29 protein-coding genes and 1 pseudogene are annotated in these 23083 nt (G+C 36.3%); 26 read left to right on the top strand and 4 right to left on the bottom strand.

Annotated elements, in window-relative coordinates; genetic code table 11:
* Positions 1 to 44 precede the first annotated feature (44 nt).
* Positions 45 to 203 (bottom strand): annotated as a pseudogene (locus V7124_RS05155) (tyrosine-type recombinase/integrase); the annotation flags it as partial.
* A 124-nt stretch (positions 204 to 327) separates the two neighbouring features.
* Between V7124_RS05155 and V7124_RS05150 the strand changes: the two are divergent.
* From V7124_RS05150 to V7124_RS05090, 13 genes are all read left to right on the top strand, one after another.
* Positions 328 to 705, top strand: a complete 378-nt coding sequence (locus tag V7124_RS05150; protein WP_335486841.1) for a hypothetical protein — start codon at positions 328 to 330, stop codon at positions 703 to 705.
* 414 nt (positions 706 to 1119) lie between these two features.
* Positions 1120 to 1413 carry a hypothetical protein gene (locus V7124_RS05145; RefSeq protein WP_335486838.1) on the top strand — a complete coding sequence of 98 codons (294 nt, stop codon included), beginning with the start codon at positions 1120 to 1122 and terminating at the stop codon, positions 1411 to 1413.
* 348 nt (positions 1414 to 1761) lie between these two features.
* A complete protein-coding gene (locus V7124_RS05140; protein ID WP_335486835.1) occupies positions 1762 to 1902 on the top strand; it encodes a hypothetical protein in 141 nt (46 codons plus the stop codon).
* Between the two features lie 658 nt (positions 1903 to 2560).
* Positions 2561 to 2989: a hypothetical protein gene (locus V7124_RS05135; RefSeq protein WP_335486832.1), complete on the top strand. Its 429-nt coding sequence runs from the start codon at positions 2561 to 2563 to the stop codon at positions 2987 to 2989.
* Between the two features lie 653 nt (positions 2990 to 3642).
* Positions 3643 to 3792 (top strand): hypothetical protein, encoded by a 150-nt coding sequence (locus V7124_RS05130; RefSeq protein ID WP_335486829.1) that lies wholly within the window; start codon positions 3643 to 3645, stop codon positions 3790 to 3792.
* 195 nt (positions 3793 to 3987) lie between these two features.
* Positions 3988 to 4623 (top strand): FMN-dependent NADH-azoreductase, encoded by a 636-nt coding sequence (locus V7124_RS05125; protein ID WP_335486826.1) that lies wholly within the window; start codon positions 3988 to 3990, stop codon positions 4621 to 4623.
* A 353-nt stretch (positions 4624 to 4976) separates the two neighbouring features.
* Positions 4977 to 5225, top strand: a complete 249-nt coding sequence (locus V7124_RS05120) for a hypothetical protein (protein ID WP_335486823.1) — start codon at positions 4977 to 4979, stop codon at positions 5223 to 5225.
* Between the two features lie 86 nt (positions 5226 to 5311).
* Entirely contained in the window at positions 5312 to 5593 is a 282-nt protein-coding gene (locus V7124_RS05115) for a CbrC family protein (protein ID WP_335486820.1), read from the top strand.
* On the top strand, positions 5559 to 5855 hold the full coding sequence (locus tag V7124_RS05110) for a CbrC family protein (protein ID WP_335486817.1): 297 nt from the start codon (positions 5559 to 5561) through the stop codon (positions 5853 to 5855). Before V7124_RS05115 ends, V7124_RS05110 begins: the two co-directional genes overlap by 35 nt.
* 202 nt (positions 5856 to 6057) lie before the next feature.
* Entirely contained in the window at positions 6058 to 6300 is a 243-nt protein-coding gene (locus V7124_RS05105) for a DUF3951 domain-containing protein (RefSeq protein ID WP_335486814.1), read from the top strand.
* 33 nt (positions 6301 to 6333) lie between these two features.
* Entirely contained in the window at positions 6334 to 6528 is a 195-nt protein-coding gene (locus V7124_RS05100) for a cytoplasmic protein (protein WP_335486811.1), read from the top strand.
* Between the two features lie 224 nt (positions 6529 to 6752).
* Positions 6753 to 7115, top strand: a complete 363-nt coding sequence (locus tag V7124_RS05095; RefSeq protein ID WP_335486809.1) for a hypothetical protein — start codon at positions 6753 to 6755, stop codon at positions 7113 to 7115.
* Positions 7116 to 7378: 263 nt separating this feature from the next.
* Positions 7379 to 7591 carry a hypothetical protein gene (locus V7124_RS05090; protein WP_335486806.1) on the top strand — a complete coding sequence of 71 codons (213 nt, stop codon included), beginning with the start codon at positions 7379 to 7381 and terminating at the stop codon, positions 7589 to 7591.
* Positions 7592 to 7808: 217 nt separating this feature from the next.
* Here V7124_RS05090 and V7124_RS05085 read toward each other — a convergent pair whose 3' ends face one another.
* Both V7124_RS05085 and V7124_RS05080 read right to left on the bottom strand, forming a co-directional pair.
* Positions 7809 to 8111: a hypothetical protein gene (locus tag V7124_RS05085; protein ID WP_335486803.1), complete on the bottom strand. Its 303-nt coding sequence runs from the start codon at positions 8109 to 8111 to the stop codon at positions 7809 to 7811.
* Positions 8108 to 8959: a PqqD family peptide modification chaperone gene (locus V7124_RS05080; RefSeq protein WP_335486800.1), complete on the bottom strand. Its 852-nt coding sequence runs from the start codon at positions 8957 to 8959 to the stop codon at positions 8108 to 8110. Before V7124_RS05080 ends, V7124_RS05085 begins: the two co-directional genes overlap by 4 nt.
* A 1142-nt stretch (positions 8960 to 10101) precedes the next feature.
* On the opposite strand from V7124_RS05080, the gene V7124_RS05075 reads away from it, so the two are divergent.
* The 5 genes from V7124_RS05075 to V7124_RS05055 all read left to right on the top strand — a co-directional run bounded on the left by V7124_RS05075 (position 10102) and on the right by V7124_RS05055 (position 15392).
* Positions 10102 to 10446, top strand: coding sequence for a TIGR04076 family protein (locus V7124_RS05075; protein WP_335419213.1), 345 nt, complete (start codon positions 10102 to 10104; stop codon positions 10444 to 10446).
* The gene (locus tag V7124_RS05070; RefSeq protein WP_335419216.1) at positions 10446 to 11492 is read left to right on the top strand and encodes an aldo/keto reductase; all 1047 of its coding nucleotides are present in this window, start codon (positions 10446 to 10448) and stop codon (positions 11490 to 11492) included. The genes V7124_RS05075 and V7124_RS05070 overlap by 1 nt, the downstream gene beginning before the upstream one ends.
* A gap of 59 nt (positions 11493 to 11551) precedes the next feature.
* The gene (locus V7124_RS05065) at positions 11552 to 13006 is read left to right on the top strand and encodes a Na+/H+ antiporter NhaC family protein (protein WP_335486797.1); all 1455 of its coding nucleotides are present in this window, start codon (positions 11552 to 11554) and stop codon (positions 13004 to 13006) included.
* 281 nt (positions 13007 to 13287) lie between these two features.
* A complete protein-coding gene (locus V7124_RS05060; protein WP_335486795.1) occupies positions 13288 to 14031 on the top strand; it encodes an SGNH/GDSL hydrolase family protein in 744 nt (247 codons plus the stop codon).
* A 689-nt stretch (positions 14032 to 14720) separates the two neighbouring features.
* Positions 14721 to 15392, top strand: a complete 672-nt coding sequence (locus V7124_RS05055; RefSeq protein WP_335486791.1) for an Ltp family lipoprotein — start codon at positions 14721 to 14723, stop codon at positions 15390 to 15392.
* A 122-nt stretch (positions 15393 to 15514) separates the two neighbouring features.
* On the opposite strand, the gene V7124_RS05050 is transcribed toward V7124_RS05055, so the two are convergent.
* Entirely contained in the window at positions 15515 to 16204 is a 690-nt protein-coding gene (locus V7124_RS05050; protein ID WP_335486788.1) for a DUF421 domain-containing protein, read from the bottom strand.
* A 790-nt stretch (positions 16205 to 16994) separates the two neighbouring features.
* Here V7124_RS05050 and V7124_RS05045 point away from each other — a divergent pair.
* The 8 genes from V7124_RS05045 (at position 16995) to V7124_RS05010 (ending at position 23075) form a co-directional block, all read left to right on the top strand.
* Positions 16995 to 17594, top strand: a complete 600-nt coding sequence (locus V7124_RS05045) for a short chain dehydrogenase (protein ID WP_335486785.1) — start codon at positions 16995 to 16997, stop codon at positions 17592 to 17594.
* A 287-nt stretch (positions 17595 to 17881) separates the two neighbouring features.
* The gene (locus V7124_RS05040) at positions 17882 to 18481 is read left to right on the top strand and encodes a TetR/AcrR family transcriptional regulator (protein WP_335486782.1); all 600 of its coding nucleotides are present in this window, start codon (positions 17882 to 17884) and stop codon (positions 18479 to 18481) included.
* 21 nt (positions 18482 to 18502) lie between these two features.
* Positions 18503 to 18871 carry a DsrE family protein gene (locus V7124_RS05035; RefSeq protein WP_335486779.1) on the top strand — a complete coding sequence of 123 codons (369 nt, stop codon included), beginning with the start codon at positions 18503 to 18505 and terminating at the stop codon, positions 18869 to 18871.
* A 14-nt stretch (positions 18872 to 18885) separates the two neighbouring features.
* Entirely contained in the window at positions 18886 to 19596 is a 711-nt protein-coding gene (locus V7124_RS05030) for an isochorismatase family protein (protein WP_335486776.1), read from the top strand.
* Positions 19593 to 20402 carry a DUF3891 family protein gene (locus V7124_RS05025; protein ID WP_335486773.1) on the top strand — a complete coding sequence of 270 codons (810 nt, stop codon included), beginning with the start codon at positions 19593 to 19595 and terminating at the stop codon, positions 20400 to 20402. The genes V7124_RS05030 and V7124_RS05025 overlap by 4 nt, the downstream gene beginning before the upstream one ends.
* Positions 20403 to 20534: 132 nt before the next feature.
* On the top strand, positions 20535 to 20762 hold the full coding sequence (locus V7124_RS05020) for a hypothetical protein (RefSeq protein ID WP_335413649.1): 228 nt from the start codon (positions 20535 to 20537) through the stop codon (positions 20760 to 20762).
* Positions 20763 to 20802: 40 nt separating this feature from the next.
* The gene (locus tag V7124_RS05015) at positions 20803 to 21900 is read left to right on the top strand and encodes a zinc-dependent alcohol dehydrogenase (protein WP_335413652.1); all 1098 of its coding nucleotides are present in this window, start codon (positions 20803 to 20805) and stop codon (positions 21898 to 21900) included.
* 8 nt (positions 21901 to 21908) lie between these two features.
* Positions 21909 to 23075, top strand: coding sequence for an aromatic ring-hydroxylating oxygenase subunit alpha (locus V7124_RS05010; protein WP_335413655.1), 1167 nt, complete (start codon positions 21909 to 21911; stop codon positions 23073 to 23075).
* Positions 23076 to 23083: the final 8 nt, after the last annotated feature.

The raw sequence follows: 23083 nt of genomic DNA, 5'->3' as shown, positions 1-23083 counted from the left end.
TTTCGGGGGTCACCTCAAAATCCGTTGCCTTTCTCACTACATCTTTAAAAATACTTTCTATAAAATTCTCTTCTAATGCTGCCACTTAACTGAGCATAAATCCTAGTGGTCTCGCTTTTTTCGTGCCCTAGTAGTCTTTGAATAACATCAATCGGAGCTCCGTTGTTTAAAAGGTGGGTAGCATAGCTATGGCGTAGTTGATGTGAAAGGGATTTATTAGGGATTTTTAATATCTTTTATAATAAGGAATTTTCTAAACCTCAATTTGACTTAGCATATAAATGGGCAAGAGAGAAATTTGGAGAAGAAGATAACCTAACAAAAATATTGAAAAATGACCATGACACATGGATTAGAAGAATTGTATCTATGAGAAATGCTATAGAACATCCTGGAGGATACTCAGGTCATCTAAAAATCAATAACATTATGCATATAAATAAAAATATTCTCCCATATTTTAATGCTCCAACATGGCAATTAAACAGTCATACAGAGTCCTCTATTCTTCCTGATATGGCAACTTTTATTGAGAATAATTTAGGATTAAGTGAGGATATTCTAGTTATTTTGCTTGAAAAGTTACCAAAAGGTGATATACCATTAATTATTTATGAAATTCCAGTGGAGGAAAGAGATGTAAATTGTCCTATTAGATTTAAGGTATCCCTCCATCCTGATTACTTAATGCAATTAGAAAATTAACATAAAAAAGAGATGGCTATACAGCTCTCTCCATACAATATCCATCTTAGGCTCATTGTTTGTCACAGCAGTCTTTTTAATATAGGAGTGTAAACTATTTTATATCAGTATTCTTGTTGAAGTAAAGGGTAGCGATTGTTGAAGAACATTTAGTCTAATTCCTCGGTAAAACTACGAAGGAATTAGACTTTTTTATCTCTCAAAATCTTTATCGATTTATATCTTCATTTTTTTGATATTACTCCATTGGTAAACACGTTGGCAACAAGTGGTTAATTTTGTGACAATCGCTGGTAAAAAACATTGCAGAAGTGGTACATTCTATTGGCTGTAATCACATTTTTTTGTGTTCTATTTAAAATAGGTGTATGTTTATTTATAATTTTAGTATTAGCTTGGAAAGGGAATTTAGGTATGATTAATAACACAGATGTTATAGAGAGATTGGGTTCACTGGTTGGGAGGGAACTGACAAATGTTACTCTTCACGAAGTGATTTTTTGTGAAGATAAACATAAGAAAATACTAGTTCGATTTAACCTTGGTAAACAAACCTATATTCATTATAAGATTAATAAACAAAACTCAGATAAATATGCTGACATTTTGATTTCAGGTAATCCGAATACTTTTCGAATGGGTGTAGAAGAGAAGGATGGAAGTATCATTGTGATTTCCGCCCCGAGGGTCTCTTATCAATATTTATAGCTTCCAAAAGCCGTTTTCCGTACCGGAGAGCGGCTTTTGTCACTAAGTTAATAAGAGCTTTGTCGGCTTGGATAAATAAGACTTAAGAACCCTCATTTACTTATGGTAAGGTTCCCCACCATTAATGCAAAACTAAATCCTCAACAAACTGGCCATTTAATGGAACAAACTATTTTCACTTGCCAGTTTCTTAATCCACTTATTAATTTCAGGAGTACTTTTTCACTATAAATAACACCCCTTCAGATCAATATCTAAAGGGGTAGAACCTGCATCCTTTTAATAAACTTCGTAACAGAACTTTATTTTATATTTAGAGCTACAATGCCATTGCTTTTAGCAAAGTCAATGTTAGGGGTATCGTTGTTTGAGTCTACACTATTTCTTAAAAAAGTTGGTAAGTTTGTTGTTATTGGTTGGTACAACCTTTGTCAGTTAGTGATACAAAAAATGGCAGAGGTGGTAAAAAACATTGGCAGTAATCAATAACTTGGTATCTAGGAAAGTACAAACATTAAAATAATCATTCAAATGCTAACATTTTGCTAACGCAATCAAATGAAAACCGATAAATAATGGTTAAAGATGTTATACCTCAAATTCCCCAAAACCTTGATATACCGCACTATTTGCACCCCACGTTAAATATATTTCACACATCACCTTAGGGGCGGAATGATGTAACCTGCCCCTTGAATCCTTGATATGACTGGGTTTGTTAGTAAGGTGAGAGTGGTTTGCAAACATTGAGGATTATAATCGAGGCTTCTCATAAGTTCACTGAACTTTTGAGAGGCCTCTTTTTTCATTACTTGTGTTACGTGAAGATAAACATTTTTGTAATCTAATCATCGGTATGTCCTAAGGAATGGGGTGTTAATTCTCAATTTATGTCTGCGATGGCTAGAAGCCTTGCCATTCTATTATGAACTTCATCAATCGCATATTCTTAAAGTTGTAAATTTATTCCTTGTTGGGCCGCAGTCGTTAATGGTGTGACATGACTAACAAGATGACTTGGAGCGGATTGAAGAACATGAGTATTAATTGTCTATATTTTTAGGAACGGTACAAAATGGTTGGTTAGGCATTTTTTCTGAGATTTTGGACATCCTCTTAACATGTAGATTACTAAGGAGGAAAGCCGATGACGGAAGTTAGGAATTTTGAAGTTGAACAAATACTTAGTGGCCACCCAGTACACCAAAGACACGAATTCTCTTTTAAGGTTGATGACAATGAGTTTAAAGGTCATTTTCAAGAGGGTGAAATTACGTGGATGCATCCATATCCAAAACAAATACTAAGTGAAGAAAAAGAAGTGAAAATCGAAAATACAATCCGTGAATTGTTGGGAGAACATGGGGTTTCCAGTGGGATTGATGACATTGAAATGACGCAAGTGTTTGAAGACCGATTACACGAGCGCCGCCAAGTCACTCTTAAAGTGCAAGGACACGAGTTCAAAGGGTTTGTTCACGAAGGAGAAATCCAGTGGTTTCATCCTCATCCAAAACAAAAGCTTAATGAAGAGCATGTTGAAGCGATTGAAACACAGATTCATGAAAAAGGATAAATCTTTCCTAAAGGATAGGTCAGGAATTGACAGTCTACAACTTTAAGGTAATAAAACGTTGACTTATATGTAGTGTAATCTAGCCCATTCTTTTTTGAGAAATGGTTAAGTACATTTTCCAACCTATCTGAGAAGTAGACATGTAAATAATTTTTATCTATAGCAATAACCACTTCCTATAAAATTTTAAACCGTTCCGTTTTGAGGTGCATAACGATAAATTGACAAAAGAAATGGCATACGAATCGACGTATGCCATTTCCCTTTAATATAAGGATTTTGAACACCTCTTTTAGAAAAGTGGAACCAATAATGACATGATAAATTTAAAGGACAAAGATTGTTGTACACCCAAAATCAAGTGTCAAATGGTGTGTCAATTGGGAAGTCAATTCTTAAGACGTTTCCAATGATAAATCTATTAAAAATACATTTGCTTCTTTAAGGGGGCGATCGCGGAACAAGGCAATCGCTTCTTGCACTATTGGAGCAGGTTAGCACAAGAAATAGGGTATTGTTTTTATAGAATGTTACATAATAAAAAGTATAGACATGCCCTTCAGCAAATGATGGAATTATCAAAAAATACTGGTAATAGAGGTAAGCAATTAGTAAAATAATGTATATACTAACACTATTGGAGGTGAAGTTATATGGAAAATAAACCACCACATTATGATGGAAGTATCCAAAACAATCATGATTTTAAAAGTGAAGCGAATAACAGTGAAGTGTTTGAGTTAACAGATGAAATGAGAAAAAATATAAGTGGAAATCCTTATATGAGTCATATAACCGAATAATTGTACATAAAAGGGTGTTGCTAATCAAAGCACACCTTTTTAATTTTCTTAAGTAGATCATTTGCTTAAGCTAAACAATATTTTATATATTTTTATCTTTAACCAAAAATATATAGTTTCGAGATAAAGTATATATTTTTATTTCAATACAAAAACTAGAATGACAAAACAAGAGAAAAGAAGGGAAGTAAGAAAATGGCAAAAGTATTGTATATTACAGCACATCCACATGATGATACTCAGTCTTATAGTATGGCAGTAGGTAAAGCCTTTATTGATACCTATAAACAAGCAAATCCTAATGACGAAGTTGTGAATGTTGATCTTTATAAAGAGAATATTCCACAAATAGATGTTGATGTTTTTAGTGGTTGGGGAAAACTCCAATCAGGAAAGGGATTTGAAGAGCTGTCAGCAGATGAAAAGGCAAAAGTAGGTAGATTATCAGAACTATGTGAACAATTTATTTCAGCTGATAAGTATGTTTTCGTAACACCTTTGTGGAATTTTTCTTTCCCACCAGTATTAAAAGCATATATTGATTCAGTTTCTGTTGCTGGAAAAACATTCAAATACACAGAACAAGGTCCAGTAGGTTTGTTGACTGATAAAAAAGCTTTACATATACAAGCTCGTGGGGGTATTTATTCAGAAGGACCAGCTGCTCAAATGGAAATGGGGCACCGCTATTTAAATGTTGTAATGCAATTCTATGGAGTCCCTTCGTTTGAAGGTTTATTTGTAGAAGGACATGCAGCAATGCCAGATAAAGCACAAGAAATTAAGGAAAATGCAATTGCACGAGCTAAGGATCTAGCCCATACATTTTAAATTTACTAAGGGAGCCAACGGACATTGGCTCTTTTTTTAGGCTGTTTAACAATGGGTCCTTATGTTGAAGAAGAACAAGTACAAAACAAAGTTATTTACTGCACAGTACAAATAGAATATGTAACAGGTTTATACAGCAAATATTAGATAATATTTCACTAAATATGATTATATTGTGAAATTTTGCACTTAAAGGGGCTTTACTTTAGGAACCAGCTGCCATTTCCAGACGGCTTTCCTTCTTGAACTATTGGGCAGGTTATTTTAGAAGGATTGACGGTTCTTTTTGTTGAATTTGGTATATTAACGAAGCAGGGCAGTTGAAGAACTGAGTAAAATAAATGAGGTGTAGTATGTCAGAAATATGTATTAGATTAATAAGTTCAGACAATTGGAGAGAAGCACTTGAACTATCCGTACACGATGAACAACAGAGGTTTGTTGCATCTGTTAATCCTCCTGTTGCTATTGCTCTTGCTAAAGCATATATAAGACCAGGAGGAAAAATGGTAGAGTCATATGGAATTTACAATCAAAATAAGATGGTAGGCTTTTTCAATGAGCTAAACCAGCAAATAGAAGTTAATTTCTTATTGCATTAACGGGTGCTTTTGTTGAACTGATGAGAATCAAGCAATAGCACCAAGTATAAAAAAATATTTGTTTATAATACGAGGAGGACATAAAATTGAGGTTACCAAATTTTAAATATAATCCCAACCCAATCTTATTAAAGGTCATTAAAGAAGAGAAAACGTTATGCCCTGTATGCAATAAGAATAAAGATTATTCTTACGTTGGTCCTTTTTATTCTGTTGAGGAAGTTGAGAGTATTTGTCCTTGGTGTATCTCCGATGGATCAGCAGCTAAAATGTTTGAAGGGGAATTTCAAGATGTTGAAAGCTGTGATGATGTCGAAAAAGATGAATACATAGATGAGCTTATATATAGAACTCCAGGATACATATAGAACTCCAGGATACTTAGGTTGGCAACAAGAATATTGGCTAAGCCATTGTGGAGATTTTTGTGCTATAAAAAGCTATGTTGGTTGGGAAGATATAAAAAATATAGAAGATGAACTTTCCGTTGATATTCAAAGAATTTGTAATAACTTTCAAATTACTGAAGAAATATTTAAAAGTAGTTTGAGTAATGGTGGCGATCATCAAGGTTATCTCTTTCAATGTATTAAATGTGGCAAACATCGTTTACATAGTGACCTATCATAGTATTCAAAATTAAAACAGCTGTAAGAGGAAGGTTTCTACTTACTAACAGGTGCAAGTGTTGAAGATCAAACTTGATCGGCACATCTTTTTTTCTTACCGAAGTAAATAGAAGTAAAGTTTAAGTGCGAAACTAGTTATCTTATCATTCGTAAATAATATAAAGATTTTAAATCTGGATTTTAATTATAAAGGGGAGTTGTTGATGAATCCTATGGATATAATGGCAGTGGGTTTTCCTGCTGTTATAGTTTTATTAGTCCTAATTGGCTTTTATAAAGTGTTCGTAAAGAAGAGAAGTATAACACCTTTCTATACTCCATTTGACGAAATAACTAGACAAACTGAAGTTGAGTTTCACGAAGAAGAAATAGTTTTTGCAGAAGATGAAGACCAAGGAGACGATAAGAATAAAAAAAGTAGAATGAAAATTTCCTTATGTGGATAGTCATTAATATCTAGTTTAGGAAGGTGAAAAGAAGTGGAGAAACAATTTGAAATGGCACACCGCTTTAGTAGTCATCATCGAAAGGAATTAGTAAAGGACAAAATATGTGGATGCTTTTATTGTTTGAATATCTTTAATCCCTCTGAAATTACCGATTGGTGTGATTGTGAAAATACAGCAGTATGTCCTTATTGTGGAATCGATTCTGTCATTGGTGAGAGTTCGTGATTCCCGATCACTAAACCATTTCTTAAAGGAATGCACAAGGAATGGTTTTAGTATCGCTTATTCTAAAGGGTCGATGGTTCAAGCCTTTATCAGTAAAAAGGAAATGTCGACATGGGAGAACATGATGACGGTGTGTCGGAAGAGTTTAAGAAGATAGTAGCAGGGCTTAATGAAAGGCTGAAACGAAAAATAAAGAATACAATGCTCATTATTTATTTTTATTAATGCAGAAAAAAGAGGTGAATAGATTGAAAAAAATAATAACAATTGGTTTAATTTTCATTTCTATTATTCTTTCTGGATGTAATTCAAACAATTTAAGCGATGCTGAATTTGCTAACCTTACACCAGCCGAAATTAGAATGGATAACTCTACTTATCTACTGACTGATGAAGTTTTAACTACTGATGAGGTTGAAGAACAAATAGGAAAGGCTGCTAAAATTCAGGAAATTGTTTCTTACTCAGAAGACCAAAACCCATATAAAAATCCGAGTAAAATTTTTAAGGTAAAGGATGTAAGTGTCGAAAAGGCTATTGCAATTCAAGTTAATGACAAATTGTATATCGCAAATATTGAGGAATAGTTTCAATAACTAAATTTCTAGTGGCTTTAATCATCCATAAAAGAAAATTAATTAGACTGGAAATAGAAAGTATCATTTAAGATGAGATAGTCTATTAACTTTCTGCATCTTGCAAGCGAGTAGAGATGGTGGTGAAAATCGAATGGATACAAATAACTCAGAGAGATTCTTGAGTGCTTCTTTTTCGTTACTGTAAAGGAAATTAATAAGATTTTGTCGAATGATTGTAGTATAAATTAAATGTTTTGGTAGGGGAAAAATTAGTGGATTTGAAAAAAGAATTCCATAAGGACATGATTGCTATTTATCAAAACGCCAAAAAAGAATGTGGTTATAATGCGACACGATTTCTGCAAATGGTTGCTGCTAAAGATGGACTCACGGGTGCAAAAAAATTACATTCAGAAAAGTCAACCAACAGCTGGATTTGCACAGCCTTTCTGCCTACCAACATCGACCAAGTTTCATATGTTTAAGATGGTTTTTTCTTCGAATATCCTACTACCACGATTGGTGAGGGGGTTAATCATTTCTTTTTTGAACCTGAATGGGAATATGTATCTGCAGATAGTGCATACGATGTAGTATTTTTAAAAGTAAAGCATCATCCATTGAAGGATTTTGCTTTACTTTTGAAGGATTGTGCTAAACCAACCTGTTGGACGTTCTCTTCTATTTTAAGAGCGTGAGGTGTTATTTTGTAATTTTTTCGTCCTTCTTTTTCAACTTAAGATAAACAATAGCAATTAATGCAGTAAAAAGACTTAGACCCAGTGGGACAGTGATTATGCCTGGACCTTGTTCCGTAACAATCGTATTTTTCATTTCACCACCAATTTCCGTCATTTCTTTATAATGACCCTTGATATAAAATAATCCTGCTCCGATTTTTGTTCCTAATTTAAAATCGATTAATGATAGAGAAACGATTAAAATTAGAGTAAAAACAATCCAACTCGCTACAAAAACATTTGTTACAATTATTCCTTTTTTCATCTGATGACCGCCCCTCTCATGATTTTCTTCATATTATCTCTTATATTTTTCCCATCTGTCGAAAAAAGAGTAAATAGATTTAACATCCATATGATTCCTATAGTTTGAACGATTTCAATTGAAGAGAGTAAAAATAACAAATTTCCTATTAAAAAGGGAATAATGGGTCCCATCAAAGAAACAAAAATGTCCTTTCTTGGGTCAACACGCTTTCTGAAAACCCCCATATTTAAATTTCTCTTCCCAATGAATCCTAGTTTTTTAATTTCCTTCATCATATATAATCCTAGCACATGCGAAAACTCATGAACAGCTATGGAAAGTATGAAACCACCTCCTAGCATAATTGGTTCCCAAATTGTAACCGGATTAGACACATATAAAATTAAGAAAGATATCGCAAGTAAACCTCCATTTAAATAAGGAGTTACAATTAATAGGTAGAAGAAGGTAATGATTAAATTCTTCTTTAAAAAAGCATTATCAAATCTTTTATTTAACTGAAAGAATTCAAATAGCTGCCTGAACTGAAAAGTTCTGACAAAAAATACAAATGCAGAGAACCGGTCAGATATTCCCTTTCTTTTAATATTCAAAAGAAATTCTTTATTTAATGTTTCGAATAAACTAACACAATCATGATGTGCGAGCTCTTCCTTTATTTTATATTTCTTTTTTGTTATTTTGACGATATCACCGATGGTTTTTGAATCATCTACAAGTGATAGGATATAATGCCCCGTAACATTGATGTTATAATTTTCATTAAATGATTCATCTCTTATAAACTTAGGATGTAAAGTTACTTGCTTCGGAAAAGAGGGGATATCTTTTTTACTGAGATACATATAATGACCGCTCCAATCTCTTTTTGCTTACTAAAACATATATTATTACAGAGACACCAATACATAAGAGTACGATGATGGTGTGCATCCAACTTATATTGAAACTCATAAATTCAATTCCTTTGTTGACAGCAACATACAGAATCAAAGAATATATAGTAATTAATAATTTACCAGTGTTATGATGTTGATCAAAGCTCATAGAATTCACGACCAGCGCTAAACTTGTAAATAAAAAGAGTTTGATCAATTGTTTTGGATATAAGGCTAGGTGACATTGGATGAGTCTGCAATACAAGACAAAGTCCTTACTGCCGAAGGTGTCAAAGAGTAAATGAGGTGGAGACATGGAAGGAAAGTCTGTACTCTTACCCGGGGAGAACCTGTCGATATGCCGTACTCATATGGTAAGCCTATATAACCTCCCGACTACTGGAGGACCAATGGTAAGAAATCATAAGTGGGTTATAGAAAGTGAACTTTCAGCGAAGTAATAAACAAACTTAATCTATTACAAATAAAACAACTAATTAAGAAAGCCTATAATCAAATTTATAGGCATTTTTCAATTGTCAAATGTAGAAAAAGGAGACTAGCTTTAGTTGATTTGAAAGAAAATGAAGAATTGGAAGTAGTAAAAGTTGGGGTCGAGGAAAAAATAAATGAAGCAGGATATACGCTATTGGATTGAAAGCCAGCCATACAATATGACCAAACGTTTTTACTGACCTGGCCAAAGAATCCTCGCTAGCGCAAGAGTAAAGTTTAGTTATCAAAATATTAGAATTATTATTGACACTAAAAAACTAGAATGTTATCATTCTTTTAAACTGCAGACGAGGGAGTAAAACTGTTAAACGGTCTCTCAGCGAATCCGGGATGGTGTAAGCCGGACAGATGACGTAACAGCAAATGGGCCTCAGAGGGCGAAGTGAACGATCGTTGATTTAGTAGCTAAGACGCAAAAGCCAGCGTTAAAGGGCTAAGAGTGTGTAAGCACTCTGCTGAGAGGGTATGTTGATACATATCAAACAAGGTGGTACCGCAGGTTAACACTTGTCCTTGAATTTTATTTAAGGGCAGGTGTTTTTTGTTTTTTTATAAATGGATATTAATTGCAAATGTAGAAAGGAAAAGGTGCTATGAATGATAAATTTACGCTATTTAACTTAAAGGTTGAGGTGGTAGGTTCAGATAAACCAATGGTATGCAGCCATAAGGAAGGGGACTACTTCTTAGTTGAAGGGGAAAACTTGATCTTCCCGGAAAGGAATTCATTTTCCATGTATGCCTTAAGCGCTATTTTGCCATTGCTGCCTGCAAAGCAGCGGCCATTACATGCGAATGACTGGATGTTGTCCGATAGTTTTATTGCCTGTCCCGATCCAAACTGTGGGGCTAAATTTAAAATAACTCGTACCGAAACGCAAGAATTTAGTCATGCTGAATGCACAATAGAACCTATACATAAAGGAGATCAACAATAATGGCAGAACGATTCGAATTAGCAAAAGATTATACGATTAGCAGAGTGATCAACGGGTGTTGGCAGTTATCAGAAGGTCATAGCTTACAAGCAAAGTTAGATATGCAAGATGTCATAAAGGCCTTCCATATGCTGGCTGAAAGAGGATTTACGACATTTGATTGTGCAGATATTTATACGGGTACTGAAGAACTCCTCGGTGAATTTTTAACGGAACTAAAAGAAGGGAGTACTCTTTCACCGCATGATATTCAAATTCATACGAAGTATGTACCGGATATCAATTTGCTTGGTGAGATCGATTACACGTACACAGAAAAGATCATTGACAGAAGCCTCAAACGTCAAAAACGAGAGGTATTGGACCTTGTTCAGTTTCATTGGTGGGATTACAGTGTGCCTGGATTTGTTGAGACAGCGGGAGATCTGTTGAGACTGAAAGAAAAAGGAAAAATCCGTAATATTGCTGTTACAAACTTTGATACGAAGCATTTGCGCGAAATCGTTGATGCCGGTATCCCTGTTGTGTCTTGTCAAAATCAATATTCGGTTTTTGATAGACGTCCAGAAAAAGAATTAATCGATTATTGTAAAAGCAAAGGAATATCCCTGCTGTGTTACGGTACATTATCTGGAGGATTGTTAGCGGAAAAATGGATGGGTCAAACTTCGATACAACCCGAAACACGCTCTCACGTTAAATATTTTCAGGTCATTGAAGATACTTTGGGCTGGGATGGCTATCAGGAATTGTTGGTATTGCTACAAAGGATCGCTAAAAAGCATTCTGTCAAGGTTTCCCAGATTGCTACAAAATATATATTAAGCAGGCAAGGTGTCGGAGCCTCTATTATTGGAGTTAGAAATAGCAGGCATGTTGAATCAAATACTCAAATATTTACCTTCGAACTTGATAATACCGATATCGAAGAAATAAGACAATTCTTAGACAACTATCCAATAGTAGCCGGCGAACCGTTTGAGTTAGAGCGTACGGTTGATTCGAAATATCGCAATATTATGAAGATGAATTTAAATGAAGAATAAATGAAACTGTATGTTTAGTTTAGAATAGAAAGTTGAGCATAGAAGAGGAGAGTTCTGGTATGAATAAAAGACTTGAATTTAGAGGTGGCTGGGGCACTGCGTTTATTCCAGTGGTGATTTTTCTGTTTTTCTGTATCTTGTATTTTATCGTGTTTAAAGCGTTTGAAATGTATGCACTTGCCATGGGAGCTTTCGTCGCACTGATGATAGGTTCCATTTTGGTGAAAAAGGGTAACTATGATCGTTTCTGGGATTCTGTCTATGAAGGTGTAAAGGAAGCTGTTCCCATTACCATCCTGCTTTTTGTAATCGGGATGTTCTCGGCGCTGATAAAAGAGGCAAACATTTCGGCAGGTTTCGTATGGCTTGCCGATTTGCTGGGAGTGGATGGGGGATTATTCACCGCGTTTACTTTCTTAGCCGTTTGTGTCATTTCTACTGCTACGGGATCATCAATCGGAACTATGTTTACATGCTTCCCTATTTTCTATCCAGCAGGAGTATTGTTGGGATGCGACCCTGGTGTTCTTGCAGGCGCCATCGTTAGTGCTTCTATTTTTGGCGATAACTTGGCACCGATATCCGATACCACCATCATCTCTGCAGGAACACAAGAATATACAGAAAAACAAGGCTTTGCTGACATCGGTGGCGTTGTAGCCACCCGACTGAAGTATTCCCTGGTCGCAGGTGTGATTTCGTTTGTTCTGTTCTGGATCTTCGGCGGTGGCGGCGTAGCAGGAGCGGGCGCTGCGGATATCCTCGAGAAGAACATGAATTCAACGACATTGGTCATGCTGGTTCCTGTAGCTGTTATGTTAATCGTGGCCATTAAAACCCGCAATATCTATAAAGCGATTACTGTAGGAATCATTTTAGGAACCATCACAGGTCTAGCATTTAACCTCTTAACGTTTGACCATGTCATTTCCGTTAAAGATGGTGCACCGGCAGGTTTCCTAACGGGTGGTATCAGCAGCATGATGGCCACGGTCACGCTGGTCATTTCCGTTTATGGGATCATGGGTGTGCTTAATGGTGCGGGTGTGCTTGAAAAAGTTACAAATGGCATCCTTAACAGCAAAATGGGAAAAACGGTACGTGGTGCTGAGTTTGCGATGATGTTAGGAATCTCGTTTACCACGTTAATTTTCGGGGGTGTGACCAGTGCGTCGATGACTACATTTGGAAAAGTACAGAATGAGATTGGCAAACGTGTGGGTCTCCATCCTTACCGCCGTGCCAATCTGCTTGATGGTTTTGCAAATGCCATCGTGCTCGTTATCCCGTTCCTAAGTGTTTTTGTATTCCTCGGTGCTTTATTGTCGGAAGGGTATGATTTTATAGCGCCGCTATCATTAACACAAGTCAGCAGCGGTATGATCTATTGCATGGTCCTGTTCTTGGTTCTATTATTCTCGATTATAACGGGGTGGGGCCGCCAATTTGAAGGCTTAGGAGGAAAACCGGTTAGCAGTCCCCAAGAACATACAAACCATAGTGCTGTAATCTAGAGGTGTTATCAGCTCCTCAGGTGTTGCCAAATACACTCTGAAAGCGTAGAAAAAATCATGTTTCTGAAGTTAACAAAAAAGAGCTCATTCGTGTGGGCTCTTTCTTACGTTTAGTCAATTGCGGAGATTTGAGCCACTTTTTGCGGACATGGAAATAGTCATTCTTCTACTGACATACTTGATTGCGTCCCAAAATGATAATTATTTTTCTAAGAAAGAAGGAAAAAACATTCTTAATAGAGAACAGTTTAACTGAGTAATTTTAGTAAGGGGGAAGAGTTATGAAAATAAGAAAAGGTTTAGTAAGTGCACTGATTATTGGTTCACTCATCGTATCAATCCCATTGAGTGCTTCAGCAAAGAATATCAATAAGGAACATTTTGATTATGTGGCTCTGGGTGATTCACTTGCAGCAGGACAAACCCCAATGAAATCGTTAGATAAGGGATATGTTGATTACCTAACTAGCCGTTTTGAGCAATCTCAATACCATGTTGCACTCGACAATTATGGGGTGTCGGGTTATACGACAACCAATATTTTAAATGAATTGTTCAATCCACTTAATGAACAGAATGCTAGCTTACTAGAATCAATTAGTGAGGCGGAGCTTGTCACCATTGATATTGGAGCAAATGATCTTTTGGCACAGTTAGGCTCAATCCAACAGAATCCAGCATTGGCACAATCGGTGTTAGAAGGAATAGGTAATAACCTTTTTGCTATTTTAAGCAGGATTGATAGCATCAATCCTGGCACAAATGTATATGTAATGGGCTACTATAATCCGTTTCCTCATTTACCAGAAGCACAACAAGCAGCACTATTGCCGTTATTAGATGCTTTGAATCAAACGATTCAAAATATGGCCATGATGAATGGTGATATCTTCGTTCCAACCGCGAATGTGATCGAAAAACATGAGAAGGAATACCTTCCAAATCCGGCTGACATTCATCTAAGCTTAGAAGGGTATCAAGTCGTAGCGAAAGAGTTTTGGAAAGCGATTCAAAAAAATAAATAATGATTCATTTTGGGCCACATTCAATTACAGGAACGAACCAATATTAATTAATCTAAGTTAATAACTTATACCCTTTCCAACTAAAGCAGGAGTATAACTCTCTGCTTTTTTCTTATCTTAGATGGGAAAATTTACCTACAATACATTGAAAAACAATATGAAACTAGGGGAAATAATGAAATATTCAACAAAATAAGTTTCTGACCATGATCATTCTTTCTATAAAAATCGTACCGTTAATAACCGCAAATTTAATGATTTGAAGAATGTTAGAGAAGAATTAGAGAAAAGCTGGAATTTGACCCGATATTCTAACTCACTTTTAAAAAGGTCAAAGATTGAAAAACACAGAAGTAAGGTAGATTTATTCCAGATGGGAATCCCTTTAACAACCTAAAATAGGTTTAAATGGGAAGCATTAAAAAGGAAAATCATCACTATGTAATAGTGGTGGTGATGAAATCAGTTTCTAATCCATGAGAATGTTCATTTCCTTAAGATGTTATATGACCATAATAATCGATAGAAGTTAGATCAGACCCCACGCATAACGATATTTCTTTTGTTTGTTGTCTTAATAATAATCTTCAGTAATATTTATTGACCTTTCCTTGTAAATGGGATGATTTTGTACTTTATGTAAATAGTATAAATGTACAAAAAACGACATAAAAGGAGACAAACTGGAAATGTCAAAACAGGAAAAACAACAAAAGCCAAAAAAACCGTTCTATAAAAAATGGTGGGTTTGGGTATTTGCTATCATCGTAGTTGTGAAGATTGCTTCCGGTGGAGATGGTACTAGCGAGGATACCGCAATTGAAAACAAGTCAACTGATACCCAGACGGCGAAAGAATCACAAGAGGAGAAAGTAGAGGAACCGAAGACCGCAGAGGATGACGTTCCTAGTGATTATAAGTCTGCTTTGAAAAAGGCTGAAACCTACGCAAAAACCATGCACATGTCCAAAAGTGGTATTTATGATCAATTAACTTCAGAATATGGCGAAAAGTTTTCTCCAGAAGCAGCTGAGTATGCAATGAGCAAAATTCAATATGACTGGAATGCAAATGCTTTGAAAAAAGCTGAATCCTATTCAGAAACGATGCACATGTCAAAACAAGGAATTTATGATCAACTTATTTCGGAACAAGGCGAAAAATTTACTGCTGAAGAAGCACAATACGCCGTTGACAATCTGAAAGCCGATTATAATGAAAATGCCTTAGCTAAAGCAAAAAGTTATCAGGAATCAATGAGTATGTCATCGGAAGCGATAAGAGACCAATTAACCTCTGAGTACGGTGAAAAATTTACACAAGAAGAAGCCAATTACGCGATTGAGCATTTAGGTAAATAAAAACGCAAAACACGCCCTCACCTTTTCTTTGGTAGAGGGCTTTAAATTTAGTATTTATACCGTGATCATTATTGATTTCGCTAAGGAAAATTAACGGTAACATACTTTTTATCACTGAATTATTAACTTAATTGATCCTCGAATATATCTATATATAAATTTCCTTTTGTCCCGATGACATCATACGATATGTCAAAAACAGCAAGGTTTCTTTTTTTGAGTTCAGCCATTACCCATTCTTCATCGTAGGTGTGTGGGGATAAGTTTTCGTATAAAATCTTCCCATCATAGACCAACTCGATCGGTACAGTTCCTGTTGGAGGAAGTAACGTTACATTTTGTTTGGTAGTATTTCGGTATTGTTGTTTTTTTAATACAGAGAGGGACCCATTAATCTCTAAAATCGCACACTCCACTTCTTCTATATTGAAGATATCCTTGCCTCGTAAAGCCTGTTTAAGAGATTCAAGTGAATAGCCCATTTGCTTCATTGACTCTTCGAGAATTTGTCCTTTTTGAATTATGGTAGCTGGTTCTCCAGCGATCCATTTTCCGAAGCGTGGATTTCGAACCGCAACAAGATTCAGCATAAAAACCACGGCACCCATAATAATCATTGCAATGATGAAATACAGGAATTTAATTTTAATATTGAATGCTAGATTTCCTGCAATGGTCCCCATGGTAATGGAAGCGATATAAAGGTGATAAGTCTTCTGGGCAATCGTCTGTTTACCGAGCAGCTGCACAAATACCCATAATAAAATAAAAGCAGTTAAGGTTCGAATGATGATTTCAACAGATCCTGACATTGCTATTTCTCCCTTACAAAAAATCCCGACAGATCGATTGTGATAGTATGCTCTACCTGCAAGCTCTTTATGAATATTATCAGCCAGCTGCACCACGCATACCGTTTTTCGAACCACAGAAGATTGGAAGAAGTAGTTTTACATTAAGCATGAGTTTGTACATCAAGATCAGGATGAACTTCTTGCATACGGGGAAGTGGTTATCGTTAACTTTGACTCTGAAAAGCAAAAAAGTGCACCAATCCCTGTTGAAATGCGAAATAAATTGGTAAAGTTTTTGAAATAATAATGTACTTGAATTAATAAGATGGCCATTTTTCTGATGAAGGGTCTTTTTAGTGACAATAATGCATTATGCATTGTTGGTACATTTCATTGGCCATTACACGCTTAACTTCCCTAAATTCATTTAACAATTGACCTCCTTTAAAATTCAACTGGAAATGAAAGGAACAAAGGTTTTGGATAAATTTCCACATTATCCTTATTTCTGTTGATTATAGAAGATAGGAAGATATAGTATATAATTATCATATTGAAAGGAAGGAAATACCAGTCGAAAACATGGCTAAGTGTCCATCAGTAAAATAAAAGAGTAATTATTTATTCGGGACAGCAAAAGATGATTGTGCATCTTCCACAATCCGTATTGAGAAAGCAATCGTCAATTTGGAAGGAATTTTTCAAGCAAATATCAATCTAGCCTTGGATAAAAATGAACGAACCAACAATCCAGCACTAACATACCAATTTTACTAGGGTAGTGACCTAATTTGAGGAGGAATTCAATGTGAAAGTTCTTTTAATAGGAGCCAATGGGACAATTGGCCGTGCGGTTCATAAACAGTTAGAGCTGAGACATGAAGTAGTGACGGCTGGGCGGAATGAGGCAGATTTACTGGTCGATATTACATCGCCAAATAGCATCAAAGAGATGTACTTAAAAATAGGGAAGGTGGATGCCGTTATTTGTGCAGCGGGTGCCACATTTTTTGGCTCACTGACAGAACTTACGCCTGAAAAGAATGAACAATCGATTCAAAGCAAGTTAAAGGGCCAAGTAAACTTAGTTCTCCTTGGTCATGAACACGTAAATAATAATGGTAGTTTTACCTTAACAACCGGTATTATTATGGAGGAACCAATTGGGGGAGGAGTTTCTGCTGCCATGGTGGGGGGAGCAATAAAGGCCTTTGTGGAATCAGCGGCATTTGAGCTGCCAAGGGGAATCAGGATTAATCATGTTAGTCCAACGGTCATAGCGGAATCAATTGAAAAATATGGTCCTTATTTTCCTGGATTTGAGCCTGTTTCTGCATACCGGGTGGCTAAAGCCTATCAAAAAAGTGTAGAAGGTATTCAATCAGGAAAGACATATCGCGTTTACTAAGTGAGGAAATCATATAATAGGAGATATATGAAGTTAGAACATGGACGTCTTGGCAAATTTGGAAATTTTAACGGTGTTTCGGGGATATTTAAAACAAAGAATGTTAGTTGTAGGGGTAAGAGAGGAATCCAATACAATGAACCCCTGTTTTTGTCTTTGTCAACCTTTTGTTAAAATTTTTAAAAAATTCAGAATATGTATTGACACATTTTTGTCACTATTATAACATTCATAATAGGAGTAAGTTAGTGAGTACTAACAAACACAGTTAGGTAGGTAGAAGGAATATGAATACGGATGAAAAAATATTAAAAGTGGCAATTGATATGATTGCGAAAAAGGGATATAAGGGAGCGACGACAAAACAAATAGCAGAAAAAGCTGCAGTGAGTGAAATGACTCTTTTTAGACATTTTCCGAACAAAAAGAAAATATTAGAAGCAGCAATTGACCGTTACTATTATAGTTTTCAGATGAAGGAACTTTTCGACCATAATTTAATTTGGGATCTAGGAAAAGACTTATTAATGATTGCTGAGACTTATCACACAATCATGAAAAAGAATAAAAACGTTATAAAGATTGCCATCCAAGAAGGGCATAATGTACAAGGGCTGAATGAGCAGGTAAATAAACACCCAAGGCAATTAAAGGAATTACTTATTAAATATTTTGAAGAGATGAATAAACGAGGGCTTATTATAGACGACGATTATGAGCTAACAGCTATGAATTTCCTTTATATGAGTTATGGTCTTTTTATATCCAGATCATTCGTTCAAGGTCAAACGATTACAACACTATCAGAAGATGATGTAATAAAAGGGAGCGTACAGGTATTTATCAATCACTTAACTCCGAATCAGGTAAGTCATGAAATTCACTAGACAAAGAGGGAGGAAAATAACATGCATTTAATGATTCACTTAACACATGGACCAGAGGCACCAACACAAGCTGACCGGGCTTTTCTTATTGCAAAAACAGCACTTAGGGATGGTCATCAAGCGTCGATGTTTCTTGCTGGAAGTGCGGTCCAATTAGTAAAGGAAGAACATCTTGATAGTGTTTTGGGTGTTGGGGTGACGGCTACAGAGTTAAGGAATTCTGTTAATGAAATCATTGAACGAGGCGGACGTATTGTGCTGTCACAGGTTTCCTGCGGGGCTAGGGGAATAACGGAAAAGGATTTCCTTGGAAAAAAGATTGAATTAGGTTCTCCTAGTGTCCTAGTTGAAATGACTGATGCTTGTGATAAAGTCATTACTTACGGATAAAAGGGGGAAAGCAAATGACTAGAATATGGGAAAGATACTTAGATGAGAGAGATGCAAAAATTTACTCTAACGCTGGATTAGGGACTACTTATGGTTTAGGTCAAAAACCTGCCCTCCTAATTGTAGATGTCCAATATGGGTTTACTGGGGATGGACCAGAAGAGATTGAAGATGCGATCAAAACATACCCAACAAGTTGTGGATCAGCGAGTTGGGAAGCCATTCCGTATATTAGAAGAGTACTAGAAATATTCCGTGAAAAAGGACTTCCTGTTATCTATACAATTATTGAAGGAAACAGGAGCGGTGATAATGACCGTGTAGCAATTAAAGGTCAGATATTCAATCATCCTTTGCTTCTTGAAGGAGAAAAAGGAACAAAGGTAGTCGAAGAGTTAGCACCTTTAGAGGGGAATATCATTCTATCAAAGAAAAAACCTAGTGCGTTTTATGGAACCCCATTGGTTTCCCTTTTAACCGCTAAGGGGATAGATAGTGTAATTGTTACAGGATGTACGACAAGCGGCTGCATTCGAGCAACCGCAGTGGACGCATTTTCAAATAATTATAAAGTTGTGGTTCCAGAAGAATGCGTGTTTGACCGTGGTATTACGACCCATGCGATTAACTTGTTTGATATACAACAAAAGTATGGTGACGTCATACCGACGGAAAAATTGATTCCCCTTTTGGAAGCGCTTAATAATGAGGGAGGAAGTAAATGATTATTTCAAAGCAGGAAGGGAAATTAGTGTTGGTAAGGCAGGATGAACATGCTACTCAAATGGGAAGTGTTTCTAGGTTATGGGGGAACGAAAACTTCAAGAAACTAGAAAATCATGAATCTGTCAGTTTTGGAATCGAAAAACATGACTCTGGATGGAAACAACCTGATGATGAAGTATTGTTTAACGATGCTACAAAACGACCAACCAATTTTTTAGAAGTTAATTTACCGGAACATGTTCGTTTCTACGAAAATGGGTATCGAAATACCTTAAAGCAGGATCCATATGCTGGGATGATGCTGGGAATGCACTGGATTGGTCTATATACAAGTAGATTTGGCTATGATCCAACCTTTACCTATAAGGTTTCAGACGATCTAAGAGGTTTCATGAATGAAACCATTAACACAATCCAAAAAGAATGGATTGATATCAAGCAAAAATATTGGGAAGCCCAGCAGAAACGCAGTGAATTTGAAGATAAAATCTGGATGCAGTATGAGTATTTTCAAGTGTTGGATCGCTTAGGATTATTTATGGGGCTTAACAATCCTAAGGAAGTAAATGAAGTTACCTTAGGTCCAATAAGAATGACAAGGGAAAGCGAACTGGTACACTTAACTGTTAGATCTAAAGGGAATGGAGAAATCCTTATTCATCCTTTCCCATTTGCTAATGAATTTGTTACAAGTGTCCCTGGTAGAAAAATAGATGACCGTGACTATGAAAATCATCAGGAAGCAAAGGAAGTAGTTAAGGCTGCAGAGAAAGAAGATATCCAATGGAGAATTGTTGCTAGCTAATCTAACAAACTTCCTTTTTAGATTTCAGAAAATTGTAAAAATGATAAAAGCCAGAAATATAAATAATGTACAGAGATCTATTGTAATGTTAGTTGGTACTAACTAACTTCAAATGATTGCAGGTGAATAGCAGTGAAGGAAAGCTTTGTCCTCAAAAATGAATTTGCACATGTATCCGTTCAAATAGATAGGTCAGCGAATGGTGACAGGTTGTTACTAAAGGATATCCGAACTGGAAAAGTTTCTTATTTTGATCCTCTTGAACTAGAAAGTCTATTATGGGCTACACATAAGGATCTTACAATTCTATTAGATCCTTCTAAAACTAGATGGATAGATGAAGCAGATGATCTTGAATAGAAGATTTCTATTGGAAATGGATTAAGTGGGGGGAATTAAATTGACCAAAGTAAAAGCAGCTGTTCTTACTGCTAAAGAAACAATAGAAATCATGGAGTTCCCAATCCCTGAAACAGGAGAAAATGACGGACTTCTCCATGTTGAAGCCTGCGGGGTTTGTGGATTTGATAGTGAAGCCTATTTAAATGGCGCAAATGGGGTATTCCAACTCCCGTGTGTGATTGGCCATGAAATAGTTGGAAGAGTGACGAACTTGGGACATAAGGCTGCAGAGCGCTGGGGGTTAAAAGAAGGGGACCGAGTGGTAGTGGAAGAGTATATTCCATGCGGTACCTGCAATAATTGTCTTACCGGTTATTATCAACAATGTTTTGATTTGCGCTATGGTGCGATGAACATAGACAATGATAAAACAGCTTTATGGGGGGGCTTTGCAGAATATATGTACTTGCACCCGAATTCCATTATTCATAAAGCGAGTCCAGATGTAACACCAGAACTTTTACAATTATATATTCCGATTTCAAATGGAATTCACTGGGTTCAAGAAGTTGGTAACACCAAAGTTGGTGACACTGTACTTATTCAAGGACCAGGACCTATGGGTCTTGGTGCTGTAATCGGGGCGAAAGAAGCTGGTGCGGGTAAGATCATCGTTACGGGAATGTCAAAGGATAAACACCGTTTGAAATTAGCAAAGGAATTCGGTGCCACGCACACTTTCTATGCAGATACTCAGGATCTCGTTAAAGAGGTTCATGATGTAACAGAAGGGAAGATGGCAGATACCATCATTAATGCAGCAACAGCTCCTCAACAATTAGTAACAGCTTTGAATTTGGCTGGACTTAGAGCAACTATCGTTCATTCTGGAACAGATGAAAAGTTATCGCAAAATCTAATGTCTAGTAAAATTACTTGGAAGCTTTTAACGATAAAAGGAGTCCTGGGCCGTCCAACTAAAGCTGTTGGGGTGGCATTACGGGTAATTGAATCAAGAAAATATCCTCTTGAAAAGATGGTTACGCATAGTTTTCCAATAGAAGAAGCGGCAAAAGCAGTGAGAATGCATGCTTATGGAGAAGATGGATGTATTCATGTTGCAGTTGTAAACGAATCTATTAAGGAAGATAGGTGAGAAGACCAATGGAAACGGTGAAAATTTCTGATCTGATTAAAGAAGGTTCAGTCCATGGAGATGTCTATACGGATGAGATAATTTTTCAAAAAGAAATGAAGAATATCTTTGAAAATACATGGGTTTACGTTGCGCATGAAAGTGAGATTGCTAATTCAGGTGACTACAAGACAACCATTATAGGAACCAATCCGGTAATTGTAACACGTGACTCTGATACTGATGAAATCCATGTTGTCTTTAACCGTTGCCGTCATAGAGCTGCTACTGTTTGTCAGCAGGAACAAGGAAATGCAAACTATTTCCGTTGTGCATACCATGGTTGGACGTATGCAAATAATGGTGATTTGACGGGAATGCCATTCCAGGATGGGTATGATAAAAACTTTGACCGCTGTAAAATGGGATTAATTAAAGTACCCAAGGTTGAGGTATACCAGGGTTTTATCTTTGCTAGTTTATCTGAAGATGTACCGAGCCTTGAGGACCATTTAGGGCACGCGCGCAAATATATCGATTATGTGGCAAATACAGGACCTGATGGTATTGCGTTAAATGCAGGTGTTCATAAATATAGCTTTGATGGCAATTGGAAGCTTCAGGTGGAGAATACGATTGACCCCTATCATTTAAGTGTTACCCATCGAAGCTTCTTCAATTTAATAGCGAACAAAACAGGAAAGAAAATTAATTTTTCAAAGATGCATAAGAACGAAAAAATTCGTGATTTGGGGAATGGACATTCCTTATATGAATTAGACGGAGACCTTGGAATAGGCGCATTGCCTTTTAATCTAATTATATTCCCTAACCTCGGATTTGTTGGTTCTCAAGTTCGTATCACTAGACCTATTTCCGTGAATAAAACGTATGTCAGTCTGTATCCAATCATGCTTAAGGGAGCATCCGTTGAGGAAAATGCCAGCCGGTTAAGAAAGCATGAAGGTTTCTATGGACCAGCAGGTTTTGGTACCGTAGATGATCTGGAAGTTGGTTTTGATCGAGTCATGGAAGGCCTAAAGGCAAAGAGTATGAATGAAGATTGGATGGAGATAAGCCGTGGTATGAATCGCGAAGAAATAGATGAAGATGGAATTATTACTGCCACTTCGAGTGACGAGGTTTCTGCTCGAGCATTATACAAAGAATGGAAACGACTAATGGTGAAAGAATAAACGATTAT

Source organism: Neobacillus niacini, from assembly GCF_036961885.1.
Taxonomy (GTDB): domain Bacteria; phylum Bacillota; class Bacilli; order Bacillales; family Cytobacillaceae; genus Neobacillus; species Neobacillus niacini_H.
The sequence above is the reverse complement of the archived record's forward strand: the minus strand, read 5'-3'. Positions and strand labels throughout refer to the sequence as shown.

Excerpts from the sequence above, each read along its gene's own strand:
- V7124_RS05145 (WP_335486838.1), top strand. The coding sequence starts at position 1,120 with ATGATTAATAACACAGATGTTATAGAGAGATTGGGTTCACTGGTTGGG.
- V7124_RS05140 (WP_335486835.1), top strand. The coding sequence starts at position 1,762 with ATGTTAGGGGTATCGTTGTTTGAGTCTACACTATTTCTTAAAAAAGTT.
- V7124_RS05135 (WP_335486832.1), top strand. The coding sequence starts at position 2,561 with ATGACGGAAGTTAGGAATTTTGAAGTTGAACAAATACTTAGTGGCCAC.
- V7124_RS05130 (WP_335486829.1), top strand. The coding sequence starts at position 3,643 with ATGGAAAATAAACCACCACATTATGATGGAAGTATCCAAAACAATCAT.
- V7124_RS05125 (WP_335486826.1), top strand. The coding sequence starts at position 3,988 with ATGGCAAAAGTATTGTATATTACAGCACATCCACATGATGATACTCAG.
- V7124_RS05120 (WP_335486823.1), top strand. The coding sequence starts at position 4,977 with ATGTCAGAAATATGTATTAGATTAATAAGTTCAGACAATTGGAGAGAA.
- V7124_RS05110 (WP_335486817.1), top strand. The coding sequence starts at position 5,559 with ATGAGCTTATATATAGAACTCCAGGATACATATAGAACTCCAGGATAC.
- V7124_RS05105 (WP_335486814.1), top strand. The coding sequence starts at position 6,058 with ATGAATCCTATGGATATAATGGCAGTGGGTTTTCCTGCTGTTATAGTT.
- V7124_RS05095 (WP_335486809.1), top strand. The coding sequence starts at position 6,753 with ATGCAGAAAAAAGAGGTGAATAGATTGAAAAAAATAATAACAATTGGT.
- V7124_RS05085 (WP_335486803.1), bottom strand. The coding sequence starts at position 8,111 with ATGAAAAAAGGAATAATTGTAACAAATGTTTTTGTAGCGAGTTGGATT.
- V7124_RS05080 (WP_335486800.1), bottom strand. The coding sequence starts at position 8,959 with ATGTATCTCAGTAAAAAAGATATCCCCTCTTTTCCGAAGCAAGTAACT.
- V7124_RS05075 (WP_335419213.1), top strand. The coding sequence starts at position 10,102 with ATGAATGATAAATTTACGCTATTTAACTTAAAGGTTGAGGTGGTAGGT.
- V7124_RS05070 (WP_335419216.1), top strand. The coding sequence starts at position 10,446 with ATGGCAGAACGATTCGAATTAGCAAAAGATTATACGATTAGCAGAGTG.
- V7124_RS05065 (WP_335486797.1), top strand. The coding sequence starts at position 11,552 with ATGAATAAAAGACTTGAATTTAGAGGTGGCTGGGGCACTGCGTTTATT.
- V7124_RS05060 (WP_335486795.1), top strand. The coding sequence starts at position 13,288 with ATGAAAATAAGAAAAGGTTTAGTAAGTGCACTGATTATTGGTTCACTC.
- V7124_RS05055 (WP_335486791.1), top strand. The coding sequence starts at position 14,721 with ATGTCAAAACAGGAAAAACAACAAAAGCCAAAAAAACCGTTCTATAAA.
- V7124_RS05050 (WP_335486788.1), bottom strand. The coding sequence starts at position 16,204 with ATGTCAGGATCTGTTGAAATCATCATTCGAACCTTAACTGCTTTTATT.
- V7124_RS05040 (WP_335486782.1), top strand. The coding sequence starts at position 17,882 with ATGAATACGGATGAAAAAATATTAAAAGTGGCAATTGATATGATTGCG.
- V7124_RS05035 (WP_335486779.1), top strand. The coding sequence starts at position 18,503 with ATGCATTTAATGATTCACTTAACACATGGACCAGAGGCACCAACACAA.
- V7124_RS05030 (WP_335486776.1), top strand. The coding sequence starts at position 18,886 with ATGACTAGAATATGGGAAAGATACTTAGATGAGAGAGATGCAAAAATT.
- V7124_RS05025 (WP_335486773.1), top strand. The coding sequence starts at position 19,593 with ATGATTATTTCAAAGCAGGAAGGGAAATTAGTGTTGGTAAGGCAGGAT.
- V7124_RS05010 (WP_335413655.1), top strand. The coding sequence starts at position 21,909 with ATGGAAACGGTGAAAATTTCTGATCTGATTAAAGAAGGTTCAGTCCAT.